At 64.6% G+C, this 15,261-nt stretch carries 14 protein-coding genes and 1 pseudogene; 6 read left to right on the top strand and 9 right to left on the bottom strand.

Going from position 1 to position 15,261, the window contains the following annotated elements; all coding sequences use genetic code 11:
- Positions 1 to 4 precede the first annotated feature (4 nt).
- Genes L1066_RS01805 through L1066_RS01790 form a run of 4 tightly spaced genes read right to left on the bottom strand, consistent with a single transcriptional unit; the run spans position 5 to position 4,836 of the window.
- Entirely contained in the window at positions 5 to 913 is a 909-nt protein-coding gene (locus L1066_RS01805) for an ABC transporter permease (RefSeq protein ID WP_235734655.1), read from the bottom strand.
- Positions 910 to 2,100 carry an ABC transporter permease gene (locus L1066_RS01800; RefSeq protein ID WP_235734654.1) on the bottom strand — a complete coding sequence of 397 codons (1,191 nt, stop codon included), beginning with the start codon at positions 2,098 to 2,100 and terminating at the stop codon, positions 910 to 912. The genes L1066_RS01805 and L1066_RS01800 overlap by 4 nt, the downstream gene beginning before the upstream one ends.
- The gene (locus tag L1066_RS01795) at positions 2,097 to 3,671 is read right to left on the bottom strand and encodes an ABC transporter ATP-binding protein (RefSeq protein WP_235734653.1); all 1,575 of its coding nucleotides are present in this window, start codon (positions 3,669 to 3,671) and stop codon (positions 2,097 to 2,099) included. Before L1066_RS01795 ends, L1066_RS01800 begins: the two co-directional genes overlap by 4 nt.
- A gap of 4 nt (positions 3,672 to 3,675) precedes the next feature.
- Positions 3,676 to 4,836, bottom strand: coding sequence for a BMP family ABC transporter substrate-binding protein (locus L1066_RS01790; RefSeq protein ID WP_235734652.1), 1,161 nt, complete (start codon positions 4,834 to 4,836; stop codon positions 3,676 to 3,678).
- Positions 4,837 to 5,131: 295 nt separating this feature from the next.
- On the opposite strand from L1066_RS01790, the gene L1066_RS01785 reads away from it, so the two are divergent.
- Positions 5,132 to 6,580, top strand: coding sequence for an aldehyde dehydrogenase family protein (locus L1066_RS01785; RefSeq protein ID WP_235734651.1), 1,449 nt, complete (start codon positions 5,132 to 5,134; stop codon positions 6,578 to 6,580).
- Between the two features lie 283 nt (positions 6,581 to 6,863).
- Positions 6,864 to 8,057 (top strand): IS30 family transposase, encoded by a 1,194-nt coding sequence (locus L1066_RS01780; protein WP_249224046.1) that lies wholly within the window; start codon positions 6,864 to 6,866, stop codon positions 8,055 to 8,057.
- Between the two features lie 74 nt (positions 8,058 to 8,131).
- Here L1066_RS01780 and L1066_RS01775 read toward each other — a convergent pair whose 3' ends face one another.
- From L1066_RS01775 to L1066_RS01760, 4 genes are read right to left on the bottom strand one after another with little or no spacing between them, the layout of a single operon-like run.
- On the bottom strand, positions 8,132 to 9,118 hold the full coding sequence (locus L1066_RS01775) for an ABC transporter substrate-binding protein (protein ID WP_235734650.1): 987 nt from the start codon (positions 9,116 to 9,118) through the stop codon (positions 8,132 to 8,134).
- Positions 9,119 to 9,167: 49 nt separating this feature from the next.
- Positions 9,168 to 9,971, bottom strand: coding sequence for an ABC transporter ATP-binding protein (locus L1066_RS01770; RefSeq protein WP_235734649.1), 804 nt, complete (start codon positions 9,969 to 9,971; stop codon positions 9,168 to 9,170).
- 1 nt (position 9,972) lies between these two features.
- On the bottom strand, positions 9,973 to 10,839 hold the full coding sequence (locus tag L1066_RS25815) for an ABC transporter permease (RefSeq protein ID WP_235734648.1): 867 nt from the start codon (positions 10,837 to 10,839) through the stop codon (positions 9,973 to 9,975).
- On the bottom strand, positions 10,832 to 11,410 hold the full coding sequence (locus L1066_RS01760) for an ABC transporter permease (RefSeq protein WP_235734647.1): 579 nt from the start codon (positions 11,408 to 11,410) through the stop codon (positions 10,832 to 10,834). Before L1066_RS01760 ends, L1066_RS25815 begins: the two co-directional genes overlap by 8 nt.
- Between L1066_RS01760 and L1066_RS01755 the strand changes: the two genes are divergently transcribed.
- The 4 genes and pseudogenes from L1066_RS01755 (at position 11,399) to L1066_RS28300 (ending at position 12,994) form a co-directional block, all read left to right on the top strand.
- The gene (locus tag L1066_RS01755) at positions 11,399 to 11,911 is read left to right on the top strand and encodes an ABC transporter permease (protein ID WP_235734646.1); all 513 of its coding nucleotides are present in this window, start codon (positions 11,399 to 11,401) and stop codon (positions 11,909 to 11,911) included. The two genes, L1066_RS01760 and L1066_RS01755, sit on opposite strands and share 12 nt — an antisense overlap.
- A gap of 103 nt (positions 11,912 to 12,014) precedes the next feature.
- A pseudogene (locus L1066_RS28305) lies at positions 12,015 to 12,425 on the top strand (ABC transporter permease); the annotation flags it as partial.
- 76 nt (positions 12,426 to 12,501) lie between these two features.
- On the top strand, positions 12,502 to 12,771 hold the full coding sequence (locus L1066_RS01745; RefSeq protein WP_235734644.1) for an ABC transporter permease: 270 nt from the start codon (positions 12,502 to 12,504) through the stop codon (positions 12,769 to 12,771).
- Between the two features lies 1 nt (position 12,772).
- A complete protein-coding gene (locus tag L1066_RS28300) occupies positions 12,773 to 12,994 on the top strand; it encodes an ATP-binding cassette domain-containing protein (RefSeq protein WP_376707627.1) in 222 nt (73 codons plus the stop codon).
- Here the strand turns inward: L1066_RS28300 and L1066_RS01740 are convergent.
- Positions 12,894 to 13,160 carry a hypothetical protein gene (locus L1066_RS01740; RefSeq protein ID WP_235734643.1) on the bottom strand — a complete coding sequence of 89 codons (267 nt, stop codon included), beginning with the start codon at positions 13,158 to 13,160 and terminating at the stop codon, positions 12,894 to 12,896. The genes L1066_RS28300 and L1066_RS01740 overlap by 101 nt on opposite strands.
- Between the last annotated feature and the right edge of the window lie 2,101 nt (positions 13,161 to 15,261).

The following is a 15,261-nucleotide window of genomic DNA, read 5'->3' as shown; positions in this document are numbered from 1 at the left end:
CCAGCTAACGGGACGGAGCGAAGGGTTGCCCCAACGCCATCGGTCGGTGCAGCCGGTTGCCGAGCACCACGAGCGACACGATCGCCAGCAGGTAGGGAACGGCGGTGAGCAGCTGCGGCGAGAAGCTGAAGCCGATCGCGGGCAACGCCAGCTGCAGTCCCTGGGCGACGCCGAAGAGAGCGCACGCGCCGATCGTGCCGCGCAGCATCCAGCCTCCGAAGATCACGGCCGCGATGACGATGTAACCCCGGCCGGCCGTCATCCCCGACGTGAACGAGCTCGCCTGGAAGACCGACAGGTAGACACCGCCGATACCGGCGCAGAACCCGCACCAGAGCAATGCTTGGCGCCTTCTGGCGTTGACCTTGATGCCCGTCAGGTCACTGGCTGTCGGATCGTCTCCGCAGGCCCTCAGCTCGAGCCCGACCCTGGTGCGCCGGACCGCCCAGATGAGGAGCACCACCACCGGCACCAGGTAGACGACCCACGGCTGGTCGAAGAACGGCTCACCAATCACCGGGATGTCCGCCAGCAGGGGAATCCTCGTGCCCGAGACGTTCGGGAGAGTGAGCGTGGCGCTGGTCAGCAGATAGCTGGTCAGTCCCAGCACCAGGACGTTGAGCGACAGTCCGACCACGTAGGTGTTCAGCTGCATCCGGTGGCTGAGGTTGCCGTGCACCAGGGCCACGACCATCGCCGCTGCCGCGCCGGTCAGCAGACCGACCAGGGGCGATCCGCTGGCGGAGGCGCCCCAGGCACCGAAGAAGGCTCCGGACAACATCATCCCCTCGACCGAGAGGTTGAAGGTGCCCGCGCGTTGGGCGACGTACTCCCCCAGGCCCGCGAACAGCAGCGGCACCGTCAGCGGCACGGATGCCGCGAGGATCGTCTGGGCGTCCATTCCGATGCTCATGCCGCTTCAACCTTTCGACGTTGCCTGCGCCGCCTCAGGGCGGCCAGCGCCACCGGCGGACACAGCAGGGCCACGATGACGGCTGCCGTCATCACGTTGACGAGATCAGTCGGCACTCCCTGCCCACCGAGGAGACCGCCGCCCGCCGTCATCGCGCCGAACACCAACGCCAGCAGAATGCTGATCCCAGTGTTCAGTCGCGCAGCCAGGGCGATCAGGAGGCCGTTCCAGCCGATGGCACTGGCGAAGTTGCCGTGGATCTGGAAGCTCTGGCCGAGCAGTACGACACTTCCAGCAGCGCCGGCGAGCGCCCCGCTCGCCATCACCGCCCAGGTGCCGGTGCGGGACTCACGCACGCCAAGCGTTCGCGCGACCGCAGGACTCTCTCCGAGGATCCGCAAGCGGTACCCGGGCACGCTCGATCGCAGGAACCAGGCCACCAGGACAGCGACGACGAGGGCGATCACGAAGCCGATCGGCACATCGACGCCGAACATCCTGATGCCGCCCAGGATCGCTGCGTCCGGCACGGGTGGCGACTGCGAAGCCGTGCCGGCACCCAGTACGCCGTCACCCGAGTCGTGCAGCGGTCCGTTCCCACTGATCAGAGCGACCAGGAGCTGCTCTGCGAGGAACACCAGGAGCAGCGACGTGACCACGATGTCGACGCCACGGCTGAACTTCAGCACGGCTGCCAACGCGGCCCAGAGTGCCCCAGCGACCATGGCCGCCACGAAGGCGAGCGGAATCAGCAGGGACGTCGAGGCGTCGATCTTGAACACCACGAAACCGGCACCGATCGCACCGAGGGTGACCTGGCCCTCCTGACCGATGTTGAACTGTCCCGCACGCATGCAGATGACAGTGCCCGTCGCCACCAGCAACAACGGCGCCGCGGCAGTCAGGGTGAAGGCGATCGAGGTCGCGTCGCCGACGCTCCCCTGGACCAGGGTGGACCAGATGACGCTCGGCGAGTGCCCCGTCAGTCCCCCCAACAGCAACCCCGCCAAGACACCGCAGGCGAGGAAGACCACGAACATGACCACTTGCTCCACTGCCGGGCCGGTGGAGGCCCGGAGGCTTCCCAACAGCCGGGCCGCGCCGGCGTCGGCCCCGACGACCCCACGGGTCGACGGAGCCTGCTCCTGGTCAGCAGGCTGTCGCGGGGACAGTTCGGTGTCCGTCATGCGCTCATCCCTCCCATCAGCAGTCCCAACTTCTCTGCATCGGCCTCGGAACGACTCAACTCGCCTTGGACCCGGCCGCGGTACATCACCGCGATCCGGTCGGAGAGCTGGAGTATCTCGTTGAGATCCGTCGAGATGAGGAGCACCGCCACGCCGTCGCGGGCGGCGGCCCGCACCCGTTCATGGAGGAATGCCACGGCACCGACGTCCAACCCACGTGTGGGTTGGGCCAGCACCAGCACCTCCGGGTCCGTCGACATCTCCCTGGCCAGCACCACCTTCTGCTGGTTGCCACCGGAGAGCGAACGCATCGGCTGGTCCATCGAGGCCATCGACACGTCGAACTCCTCGGTGAGCCGCTGGGCCAACGCGCGCAGGCGCGTCCTCGACACGAGTCGGAAGCGGGACATCGCCTCCAGCGACGCGAGGCCGAGGTTCTCGGCCACGGACATGTCCAGCACGCAACCAGAGACCCGGCGGTCCTCGGGCACCACCGCTACCCGCGCGGCCCTGGTGCATCCGGGACGCCCGACCGGGATCCGACGTCCGGCGACGTGCACGGTGCCGGAATCCAACGAGAGGCCGCCGAGCAGGAGTTCGGCCAACCAGGCCTGGCCGTTGCCCTCGACCCCCGCGACGCCGAGGATCTCCCCGGCGTGCACCTCGAGGTCGAGCCCGTCGAGGCGTCGTTTGCCGTCCTTGGTTCCCGCCGCGGCGCCGGCGATCCGCAACACCGGCTCATCCGAGCGCGCCGCGACCGGTTCCTGCCCGGGCTCGGCAGCTCCGGTCCCGACCTCCAGACCGATGGCAGCTGCCGCGTCGGGACGCGGTAGGTCACGACCGATCATGTGGCGGGCCAGCTCCGCGGCGCTCACGGTGGCCGGCTCGACCTGCGCCACCACCTGGCCACCGCGCATCACCGTGGCCCGCTGGGCGGCTCGCCGGATCTCACCGAGATCGTGGCTGATGAGGATCACCGAACAGGCACCGTCGCCAACGAGCTCCTCCAGCATGCTGAAGAGCGACCGGGACTCGCTGGTAGTGAGGACCGCGGTCGGCTCATCGAGAACCAGGAGTCGAGGCTTCTCGATCAAGCACTTGACCAGCTCGACGCGCTGCTGTTCGCCGACACTCAGCTCACCGACCCTCCGCAGCGGATCCACCTGCAGCCCGAACCGTTCGCTGGTCTCGCTGATCGCGGAGACGAGGACGTCCCGCTCGATCTTTCCGACACCGTTGAGGGCGACGTTCTCCCAGACCGACAGGGTCGGGATCAGGCTGTAGTGCTGGTGCACCATGCCCACGCCGAGCAGCCGAGCATCCTGGGGTCCGCGAATGCTGCGTGGGCGCCCAGCGATCTCGATGGTGCCCCGGTCAGCACGGACGAGACCCATCAGGATGTTCATGAGAGTGGACTTGCCGGCACCGTTCTGCCCGAGCAGACCGTGCACTTCACCGGCGGCGACCGAGAAGTCGACGCCGTCGCATGCCGCCACCCCGTTGAAGGACTTGGTGACATCGGACATCCGGAGCACCGGATGCCCGATGTCACCGGGAGAAACCGTGGTCATCAGTTCAGCTGCCGTCACCGGCGAGTGCGAACGGGTTGACCTTGCCGTTGTTGATGTCGTCCTGGGCCTTCGTGATCGCGGCGTCGATCAGCGCGGAGTCGTCACCTGCCGAGGCGCACGGCTTGACCACCGGGACGGGATCCACGCCGAGGCGCCAGTTCCGGGTCTGTCCGAGCTCGAGCTCGCCGGCCGCGAAGTCGTCCAGGAGCGGAGCCAGGTAGTAACCGGGGCCGAAGACGACCGTGCCAATGAAGGAGATCTCGTCGGCGTCGCAGACGTCGGTCGGCGACCCCAGGACCGGAATCTTGGCAGCATTCGCCTTCTTGGCAACGGCGAGGGTCGGAGCACCGAAGTAGGGATAGACGAGGCCGATGCCCTGCGACTGCTGGGCACCGAAGGCCTCAACCGCCTTGCCCACGTCGATCTGGTCACCGGTGTAGGTCTCAATCACATCGGCCTCGGGTGCCTCGGAGAGGACGCCCTGCTTGAACACCGCACCGATGGTGGTGTTGAACGGAGCGGCGAGCCCGGCAATGAAGCCAGCGCTCTCGATGCCCTTGGCCTTCATGTAGGCACCGGCTGCGGCGCCCGCGACGTACGCGTAGTCCAGCCCCACGTCGTACGACTGGGTGAAGGTGTCGTCCTGCTCCGGGGAGCCGTAGCCGCCTTGGAGGTAGAAGAACGTGTCCTTGCACGCCGGCTTCTTCGCGGCAGTGAGGGCCTGCACGAGCTGGGAGTCACCGATCACGACGAGGTCGGCCTTCTGACGGCACAGGTTCTCCGCCGCCGTGGCGGCCTGGTTGAGCGGCACGAGGCCCTGGACGGTCTGTTCCCAGCCGTGCTGATCGGCCGCGAAGGCAACAGCGTCGGCGATGCTCTGGTAGTAGGTGCCGTCCTTGATGTCACCGGAGGTGATGGCACCGACGACGACCTTGCCGTCGCCATTGATGTCGGGCTGCCCCTCGGGCACGGCCCCCTCCCCGATCCATTGCGGCGGGGTGGCGCTGCCGGGCTCACCGACAGCCTCGCCCTTCGCGAGCGCGAACTTGTCCACGCTCGGGGTGTCGGCTGCCTTCCCGCCCGAATCGTCATCGGTGCCACAGGCAGCCAGCGCGGCCAGCATGCCGGCGGCAGCCAGGACCGCAGTCAGTTTTGAGTTCCGCATGATCCGTCTCGCTCCTCGAGTTCCAAGGGCTTGCGCCCGGTCCTACAGCCTCGGCTCACGAGCGGCGAGGCTGGATCTGCGCCCAGTGACCCAGATCACTGGATGGGTACACGATCCACGATCACCATCACGTATTGCAAGACGTTTGCTCATAATCCAAGACAGAAACTTCGTCAGAACTCGAACCAGGGCCCCAAACGGACGACTTGCGGGCGGTTCGCGGCCATACTGCGGCATGTACCGCAATGCGATATGTCATCTTGACAACAGAGATGCTGCACGTGACGATCCGAGCGTGAGCCCGACACAGAACGTCACCGACCACTTCGGCAGCTTCATCGACGGTGCGTGGGAGGGGCGCGGCCATCCCCTGTCCTTGGTGGACCCGGCGTTGGCCCAGCCGCACGCCGTGATCCACACCAGCACTCTCGAGGACGTCGACCGGGCGGTGACCGCAGCCCACGCAGCGAGCCGCGCCTGGGCTCGACGGTCCCCCTCCGAACGAGGCGCGATCCTGGGAACCTGGGCGGGGCTTGTCTTCGCCAACCAGGACCGACTCGCGGCCCTTGAGAGCCGCAACGTCGGCAAGCCCCTGGCCGCCGGACTTCTCAACGTGCAGATCGCAGGCTCGATCATCTCCTACGCCGCCGGAGCAGCAGACAAGCTCACCGGTGCCACCCTCCCGGTCCGCAGTCCCGACTACTTCGGCTACACCACCCGCGAGCCGTACGGCGTGTGTGCCATCGTGCTGCCCTGGAACGTTCCAGCAGTGCTGGGTGCCTCGAACCTGGCTCCCGCCCTGGCAGCCGGCAACTCGGTGGTGCTCAAGCCCTCCGAGGTCGCTCCGCTGGTCCTGCACGCGATGGTCGACCTGGCTCACGAAGCCGGCCTCCCGCCGGGTGTGCTGAACGTCGTCACCGGCGTCGGACCCGAGTTGGGCTCGGCCCTCGTCGGGCATCCGGGGGTGAATCACGTCAGCTTCGTGGGGTCCGTCGCCACGGGCCGGCTGGTGATGCAGAACGCCGCCCAGAACCTGACCCCGGTCAAGCTGGAGCTCGGCGGCAAGTCACCCCAGCTGGTGTTCGCCGATGCCGATCTCGACCGGGTGGTCCCGTCCATCGTGCGGGGCATCACCGAGAACGCCGGTCAGAACTGCAACGCGGGCTCCCGGCTGCTGGTCGATGCACGGATCGCCGACGAGGTGACCGATCGTGTGCTCGCGGGCATGTCCGCCGTACGCGTCGGCGCCTGGGATGAGGACGTGGACATGGGTCCCCTGGTCAATGCCGCCCAGCACGACCGGATCAACGGCATCATCGGGGACGCACGATCCCGGGGAGCGGAGCTCCTCCTCGGTGGCGCGCGACCGGATGGCCGGGAGGAGGGGTACTTCCTTGCACCTACGGTGCTGCGCGTGAAGGAGGCCGGCCACCCCGTGGTCAACCAGGAGATCTTCGGGCCCGTGCTCACCGTCGAGACCTTCGCCGACGACGCCGAGGCGCTCGCGCTCGCCAACGGCACCGACTTCGGACTGCTGGCGTGCGTCTGGACCCAGGACGTCTCACGCGCCCTGGGCATGGCCCGGGACATCACGGCGGGCCAGATCGCCGTCAACCAGTACTCCGACGCCGGCGTGATCGGGCTCCCCTTCAACATGGCCAAGCAGAGCGGATTCTCCTCTGGGCAGGGCTACCGCGGCATGTACGAGTTCACGCGCGAGAAGGCTGTCGCGGTCAAGCTCTGAGCCGATGCCCGGCGCACGCTGAAGGGCCCTGTCCAAGATCCTTGGGTTCTAGCGATCCCCGCAACACCTTGAGTTTCAAGGGGTTGCGGGGATCGTGGTTTCTGAGGAGTTGAAGGCGCTGTTCTTCGAGGCTCTTGATCGTGAGGGCGGCAGCGTTACGGCCGCTGCCCGTGCGGTCGGAGCGAATCGGAACACTGCCTATGGATGGGCCCGCAGGGCGGGCGTTCGTGGTCGTGGCAAGCCCGGTACCGGCCCGCACCCAGGGCGTGGGGAGTACGACCGGTTGCGTGCGGCAGGAGTTCGACGCCTTGTGGCTGCCGCCCGAGTCGGGGTCAACCCCCGCACTGCACAGGACTGGGACAAGGGAATTCGGAAGATCAACGGCTCGCGCCTGCACCCCGATGGTCGGTGGGTGAACTACAAGACAGGGGTGAGCACCCATGTCGAGGGACAGCAAGCGCCGACAGTCTCGGCGTTGGAAGCCCAGTTACATCCGCGGTACCTCACGCTCGTCGAGCGAGAGAAGATCGCCGACCTGCGCCGGGGCAATGCCTCGCTGCGTGAGATCGGAAGGCAGCTTGGTCGGTCGGCATCGACCATCAAGCGCGAACTGGACAACCGCTCACGCGACGGCGTCTACCGCCCCTACGCCGCGCACCGGGCGTGGTCTGCTTCGCGGAGCCGTCCCAAGGCCAGCAAGTTGGCCGCGGAAGGTCCGCTGCGCCGCTATGTAGCAGCCAAACTGCAGGATCAGTGGTCGCCCGAACAGATCTGTCACGCTCTGGTCGAGAAGTTCCCCACCGACGAGAGCATGCGGGTGAGCACAGAGACGATCTACCAGGCGATCTATGTCCAGGCCCGCGGTGGCTTGCGGCGTGAAGTTGCCCAGGCATTACGGACCGGACGGACCCGCCGCAAGCCGCACCGGCAACCCGACCAACGCACCCAGCGGTTCAGTGACCCGATGATCATGATCAGCGAGCGCCCGGCCGCGGTCGCCGACCGTGCCGTGCCAGGGCATTGGGAAGGTGACCTCATCGTCGGCACCAACTCGCAGTCCGCGATCGTGACCCTGGTCGAACGCTCGACCCGCTACGTGATGCTTGGTCACCTGCCCGGTGGCCATACGGCCGAGGAGGTTCGTGACGTTCTGATCCCGCTGATCGCGAGTCTGCCGGAACATCTTCGGGGCTCGCTGACTTGGGACCAGGGCTGCGAAATGGCCGCACACAAGCAGTTCACGATCGCGACCGGCGTACCGGTCTACTTCTGCGACCCGCACTCGCCGTGGCAACGCGGATCGAACGAGAACACCAACGGATTGCTGCGCCAGTACTTCCCCAAGAGCACCGACCTAGCGGTCCACGGCCCCGAAGACCTCGAGCTAGTCGCGCAAAAGCTCAACCGCCGGCCACGCAAAACGCTCGGCTGGAAAACTCCAGCCGAGCGTCTGCGTGATCTACTGACAGCCGTCTAAACCATCAGGTGTTGCGAGGACCGTTAGAAACCGCCATCTCGCTGATCTTGGGCAGGGCCCTTCGGCGCGTGGGACTACTTCGTCGCCACCCACTCCGGCACGAAGTCGGAGGCAGCAGGTGCGGCGTCGAGGCGCCCCTGCTGTTCCAACATCGCGCCCATTCTCGACAGTGCATCCACGTCGACCCTGGCTTCGTAGATGTTCTCCGGCAACGTGCTGAGCACTTCTGGGTCCTGCTTGCATCTCGCGGCCGCGATCGCGAAGCGCTCGTCGTCGTTCGCCTCGTCGTTGATCGCCTCGTTCGCCTCGATCAACGCGGCTTGGAAGCCTGACAGGTCGTCCTCGCGCTTGCTGGCCTGCTTGCTCGTCGACACGTAGCCCGCGAAGACCAGGCCGCCACCATCACCGGCGGCAACATAGGGGTCACCCAAGCTGGTGAGGCCCAGCTCGGGATCCACGTTCTGCTTCGGGATCTGTGCTGCTGCAACCTTGTTGGTGGCAACGGCCGATGCCAGCTCGTTGAACGGCAGAGCCACGAACTTCACCGAGTCGGGGTCACCACCACCGAGCGCCAGCCAATGGCGTGTGATGATCTCGTTGATCCCGCCGATCTCGTTGACGCCAATCGTCTCCCCATTGAGCGATACCGCGTCGGCGTGGCCACCGCCCTCGGAGACCACGACGGCATTCGCCGCCTTCGCCTCGTCGGTCGTGGTCTCGTACGCGGTGGCGATCCACCGCAGGTCCAGCCCTTGATCGAGAGCGATCATCGTGGAGAAGGGATTCGCGAAGGCAAGGTCGATGTCTCCGCTCTGCAGCGCAGTGAGTGCCGCAGCTCCGCCGGTCGACTTGACCAGCTCGACCTCGACGTCGTGATCTTCGAACAGCCCCTTCTCCTGCGCCCAGTACAGCGGGATCTCGTTGCACAAGCCGAGGGTTGTCACGCGTAGCGACCCGTCGTCGCCACTGTCGTCTCCGGAGCAGGCAGCGATTGTCGTCGTCGCCACGAGAGCAGCGACCGCCGATGCAGCCAGCCGTAGCCGGTGGGGTGAATTCATCATGGAAGGAAGTCCTTTCGAGAAATCTGACGATGGCCGTTCATGCCTGTACTCACGGGGCATGCACCGTGCGCGTCCCTGGCCGCATCACCATCGAGAACACTTCGGCGCGCAACTCCGCGAACCTGCGGTCCCGTTTCGTTTCGACCTGGTCCCGCGGACGCGGCAGCGCGACCGGCAGGTCGCCGATCACCCGCCCCGGCCCGGCTGCGAGCACGACCACTCGATCCGCCATGTAGACGGACTCGTCGATGTCGTGGGTGACGAGAGCGACGGTCACGTCGTAGTCATGACGCACGCGCAGGACGAGATCTTCGAGATCGGCACGAGTCTGCGCGTCCACCGCGGCGAAGGGCTCGTCCATGAGCATGACCGAGGGCTCCGTAACCAGTGCGCGGGCGATGGCCACACGTTGTTGCATCCCGCCCGACATCTGCCACGGATACATCGCACCTCGGCCCTCGAGCCCGACGGCTGCGAGCGCCTGCTCGACGCGCAGCTCGGCTTCCGGCTTCGGCAGCCGCTCCACGACCAGCGCCGCGAGCAGGTTGCGCCGAACCGACATCCACGGAAAGAGTGAGCGGCTGTAGTCCTGGAAGACCACCGAGAGCCCGGCCGGCGGACCCGATACCTGTTGGCCACCGACCAACACCCTGCCCTCCGTGGGCGGAAGCAGCCCCGCCATCATCATCAGCAGGGTTGACTTGCCGCACCCTGATGGGCCGACGATGCTGACGAACTCGTTCTTGTTCAGTGTCAGCGTCGTGCTCTCAAGCACCTCCAAGGCGTCCGAACCACGTCCGTAGACCTTGCGGACTCCGTCAACGACGAGGCTGCCGGCATGCTGCGTTGCCACTTCACTCTCCCTTCGTCACACCCTGCTGCCACCGCAGCAGACGCTTCTCCGCCAACCCGAACAACAGGTTCAGGGCGATTCCGATCAACCCGATCAGCACGAACGCCGACCACATGTCGAGGTAGCGGAAGCCGGACTGCGCGACCATGATCTGGTGACCGAGGCCAGCCGTGGTCGCATACATCTCGGAGACCACCATGAGAATGAGCGCGATACCCAGGCTCACCCGGAGGCCCGCCAGGATCTGCGGCGAAGCTGCCGGCAGGACCACCAGGCGATAGCGAGCGCTACGCGACATACGCATGCTGCGCGCGCTGTCGAGCCACATTCGATCCACTCCGGCGACGCCGTCACAGGTGTTGATCATGACGACCCAGACACTGCCCAGGAAGATCAGGAAGATGTTCATGTTGTCCGCGATCCCAAATATCTGCACGGCGATGGGCAGCAGCATCGTGTTGGGAATCGCTGAGAAGAACCTCACGCTGGGCGCATACATGCGGTTGAGCGTCGGGCTGCTCCCGAGCAGCAGTCCACAGAAGATTCCGACGACCACGGCGGCGGCCCACCCCTGGGCGAAGCGGGACAGGCTCGTCAGCGCCTCATCCCAGAACAGGTTCGACAGGAACCCATCCGCCACGTGAGCGGTGGTCCACATCTCGACGAAGCGCTCCGTCACCTTCGAGATCGGCGGGAAGAAGAGCGACTCGCTTCGTCGTCCCAGCAACTCCCACACCGCCAGGAACGCGGCGAGCATCCACAGGCTTCCCAGGACGAGACCGCACCGCGCGACCAACGCGCGGGCGATGGCCCGGCAGCGTTTCGTCCGGCCCGTGGGCAGGGTGATTCCCGCCGTCTGCTCAGCCACGGTGCTCCCACCTCACCAGACGCTGTTCGAGTCGGAGCAGGCCCGAGAAGAGCAGGGCACCCACCACCCCGAGAAGGAGGACCCCGGCGTACACCACATCCGGCCGATCGGCCTGCGTGTACTGGACCAGGACGGTTCCGACGCCGGTTCGGGCGCCCAACAACTCGGTCGAGATGATGACGATCAGGCCGATCCCGACTGCGATCCGGATCCCGGTCAGGATCGAAGGCAGGGCACTGGGCAGCACCACGAGGACCTGACGCCGCCACCAGGACCATTGCATCGAGCGCGCGGCCTGCAGACGCATCCGTTCCGTCGATGCCACGCCGTAGGTGGTGTTGATCAGGATCGGCCAGAGCACGGCGTACACGCCGATGGCCACCTTCATCTGGGTCCCCATCCCGAGCGCCATCACGCCGATCGGGATGAGTGCCGTGGCCGGAATCGACCGAAGGCTGTTGACCAGGACCATCGCCGGCCGCTGCAGCGCCCGATGACTGCTCACCAGGAGACCGAGAGCGACTCCGGCAACTGCGCCGATGAGCACCGTGGTCCCCTGGTGAGCAGTCATCGGGCGCTGCAGCGGCCGGCGATGGTCCTGGTCAACAGCCTTCGGTCGATTCCGGCCACGGCACTCATCCCGATCGGCGTGATGGCGCTCGGGATGGGGACCCAGATGAAGGTGGCCATCGGCGTGTACGCCGTGCTCTGGCCGATCCTGATCAACACCACCTACGGCGTGGCATCGACGGAACGGATGCGTCTGCAGGCCGCGCGCTCGATGCAATGGTCCTGGTGGCGGCGTCAGGTCCTCGTGGTGCTGCCCAGTGCCCTGCCTTCGATCCTGACCGGGATCCGGATCGCAGTCGGGATCGGCCTGATCGTCATCATCTCGACCGAGTTGTTGGGCGCCCGAACCGGCGTCGGAACCGTCCTGGTCCAGTACACGCAGGCCGATCGGCCGGATGTGGTGTACGCCGGGGTCCTCCTTCTCGGGGTGGTGGGTGCCCTGCTCTTCTCGGGCCTGCTCCGACTCGAACAGCGTCTGGTGAGGTGGGAGCACCGTGGCTGAGCAGACGGCGGGAATCACCCTGCCCACGGGCCGGACGAAACGCTGCCGGGCCATCGCCCGCGCGTTGGTCGCGCGGTGCGGTCTCGTCCTGGGAAGCCTGTGGATGCTCGCCGCGTTCCTGGCGGTGTGGGAGTTGCTGGGACGACGAAGCGAGTCGCTCTTCTTCCCGCCGATCTCGAAGGTGACGGAGCGCTTCGTCGAGATGTGGACCACCGCTCACGTGGCGGATGGGTTCCTGTCGAACCTGTTCTGGGATGAGGCGCTGACGAGCCTGTCCCGCTTCGCCCAGGGGTGGGCCGCCGCCGTGGTCGTCGGAATCTTCTGTGGACTGCTGCTCGGGAGCAGCCCGACGCTCAACCGCATGTATGCGCCCAGCGTGAGGTTCTTCTCAGCGATTCCCAACACGATGCTGCTGCCCATCGCCGTGCAGATATTTGGGATCGCGGACAACATGAACATCTTCCTGATCTTCCTGGGCAGTGTCTGGGTCGTCATGATCAACACCTGTGACGGCGTCGCCGGAGTGGATCGAATGTGGCTCGACAGCGCGCGCAGCATGCGTATGTCGCGTAGCGCTGCGCTATCGCCTGGTGGTCCTGCCGGCAGCTTCGCCGCAGATCCTGGCGGGCCTCCGGGTGAGCCTGGGTATCGCGCTCATTCTCATGGTGGTCTCCGAGATGTATGCGACCACGGCTGGCCTCGGTCACCAGATCATGGTCGCGCAGTCCGGCTTCCGCTACCTCGACATGTGGTCGGCGTTCGTGCTGATCGGGTTGATCGGAATCGCCCTGAACCTGTTGTTCGGGTTGGCGGAGAAGCGTCTGCTGCGGTGGCAGCAGGGTGTGACGAAGGGAGAGTGAAGTGGCAACGCAGCATGCCGGCAGCCTCGTCGTTGACGGAGTCCGCAAGGTCTACGGACGTGGTTCGGACGCCTTGGAGGTGCTTGAGAGCACGACGCTGACACTGAACAAGAACGAGTTCGTCAGCATCGTCGGCCCATCAGGGTGCGGCAAGTCAACCCTGCTGATGATGATGGCAGACCCGCGACGTTGTAATCATCGCCGACCGAGCTGCTCGTGTTAACCGCCTCGATGGTCGGTTCGGCTGCTCGCGGCGCTGATAAAGCAGCCGGCCGAGCGCACTCACGCGTCATCGGCAGGCCGAAGGTGCGGTAATATCCATTGACGTCGAGGCGTACGCAACACGTGTGCGTCGCCGCTGCCATGTGCAGGCCCTCGATCGTGCTCATGGACGAGCCCTTCGCCGGAACTTTCGTGCCGATCAGGTACGTGCGTCTGTTTGATGCTCTCGTCACCACGGTATCGACGAGTCGGTCGTAGCAGCCGACGTGTCGGCGACTGCCGACACTGCGCAGAAACAAGTCGAAAGCAGGACCGATTCACTGGAAGTTACTGCCGAAGACGTTACTCGATGTGTCTCAACAAGCAGACCTGGCGATTCCCCCATCACCGTGAAATGCAGGTGCGCCATCGTCCTCAGCTCAGGGAACCTTCACTTCCCATGACACCGGCTGAGCTCTCTCTCCGTATCCGCTTGCTTATGGAACGTGTCAGCTGTCCCGCATGTGCGAACCGGCTGATGATAACAGATCCCGCTGGCAACTAGAGCGCAGAAAAAAGGGACGATGCCGACGTCAGGCTCAGCTGGTCCATCATTTCCGTTCCGCAGCTTCTCCCACTTTTTGCTTTACGCAGACATGCGCCTTCCGATGATCTCATCAGAAACTGGACACCGTACGACAGTTTTCATGCAAAAATGACCGACGAAAGTGAGCGCGGCGCGAATAAATCTCCGAAAGCTGTGTTCCGGCCCGCGGCTCGAAATCTCAATAAGGAGACCCGTGGCGTCAGCAGATCAGCATCGCTGGAGCAGATCATCACACCGCATGGCGTATTGAGTGGTGACCCGACTCGGCTAAGCGTAATACTACCGTTCAACAAGCTGTATCAGCTACTATTTTTTTCCCTGTGTTGCAACAAGCTTTACAGATCGAAGCTAGAAACGTGGATCCCAGTGGCACTCTTCCCCCAGAGTGACTATATTTTCCGGTAGTGTAGTGGCAGCCTGAGTGAATTCGCGAGGCTCGGCAAGTAACAGAATAAGCGAAGACATTTAATCAGCGCAAAACAAAACGTTGATCGAAGATGAAACAAGCGACTGATCAACAACGAGACGAAAACGACGGCAACAAAAACGCTTCGCGTCGCCGGCACCCTGCGAAAGACGAAGCGGGACGAGCCGCTAAACCGGAGAACGTCTGCGAAAGCCGAAGTCGACGATGAACCCGCTGTCGAGAAACAGGCGATGTTGAACAGCCGAGAGCCTCGACGCTACCCGGCTGCCGGAAGGCGGAAACCGACGACGAAATAATCCCCGCGCGCCGAAAAAACGCCCGCTATCGTGGCTTCCCAACGATTGGCCTGCCAGGCAACTTGTCCGTCCCTTTTGCCGAACTGCTCGGCGGAGTTTTCCAGCCGAGCGTTTTACGTGGCCGCGGTTGGAAATTGCGCGACTAAAGGTCTTCAGCCCGTGGACTACCGTCGGCTAACTCAATGTCCGTTGTGTTCGTCCCTTGCACGGCGATGCGGAACAAATGAACCGGTACGCCGGTACGATAAACCAACTGCGTATTGCGTATATTATCCGGCAGCCCAGCTGTTGTGAACTCGCGTCGAATCAGAACGTCGCGAACACTCACCGGCCGTATGGCCCGCAGCTGATATGACGAAGCGTCAGCAGCGGTGAAACGATTCGCAGAGTGCTGGCGTCGCGGCGGTTTGATGAATCGCGCTCACAACTGGCAACACCGGTCGCGCACGGTACTCGCTGATATGATCATCGTCTCGCCTGGAACCGCAGGTGCGACAGATCTATACATTACATGTCATCCAGTCCGTATCGCCTGTTCGGCTACACCGCATATAGCCCCCGCCCGCTGAGGCCTGGAGATGTGATCAAAATGTCGCGCTATCCAAACGACACAAACTAATATAGGTCTAATTGAGAAGCTACAGTTTTCGACCAGGCGATGAGACAGATCTGTTCCGGGCGACCACTGTCCCACACTCTAGCGGCTTTTTGTGGGCGCTCCCACTACCCGGCACCCTCGTGCGCTGGCGATAGTTGCAGCCACTGAACCACGCCTAAATTGCAACTTATTTAAAACAATAAAAATTCCCGCAAATAAAAAGCAATTGATCCGAGTTCGCGCTGACGGTCGATATGACGATATGCACACATAACCACACTGGCGGCATATCTACTTTACGGCTAGTACGAAACTTTGGCGCACACGAATTTGACGTGGCTTGGACTGTTCCCTGAAATCT

The organism is Nocardioides alcanivorans, assembly GCF_021555175.1.
Classification (GTDB): domain Bacteria; phylum Actinomycetota; class Actinomycetes; order Propionibacteriales; family Nocardioidaceae; genus Nocardioides; species Nocardioides alcanivorans.
This window is presented reverse-complemented; position numbering and strand designations above follow the sequence as displayed.

Excerpts from the sequence above, each read along its gene's own strand:
- L1066_RS01805 (WP_235734655.1), bottom strand. The coding sequence starts at position 913 with ATGAGCATCGGAATGGACGCCCAGACGATCCTCGCGGCATCCGTGCCG.
- L1066_RS01760 (WP_235734647.1), bottom strand. The coding sequence starts at position 11,410 with ATGACTGCTCACCAGGGGACCACGGTGCTCATCGGCGCAGTTGCCGGA.
- L1066_RS01740 (WP_235734643.1), bottom strand. The coding sequence starts at position 13,160 with ATGAGCACGATCGAGGGCCTGCACATGGCAGCGGCGACGCACACGTGT.
- L1066_RS01800 (WP_235734654.1), bottom strand. The coding sequence starts at position 2,100 with ATGACGGACACCGAACTGTCCCCGCGACAGCCTGCTGACCAGGAGCAG.
- L1066_RS01795 (WP_235734653.1), bottom strand. The coding sequence starts at position 3,671 with ATGACCACGGTTTCTCCCGGTGACATCGGGCATCCGGTGCTCCGGATG.
- L1066_RS01790 (WP_235734652.1), bottom strand. The coding sequence starts at position 4,836 with ATGCGGAACTCAAAACTGACTGCGGTCCTGGCTGCCGCCGGCATGCTG.
- L1066_RS01775 (WP_235734650.1), bottom strand. The coding sequence starts at position 9,118 with ATGATGAATTCACCCCACCGGCTACGGCTGGCTGCATCGGCGGTCGCT.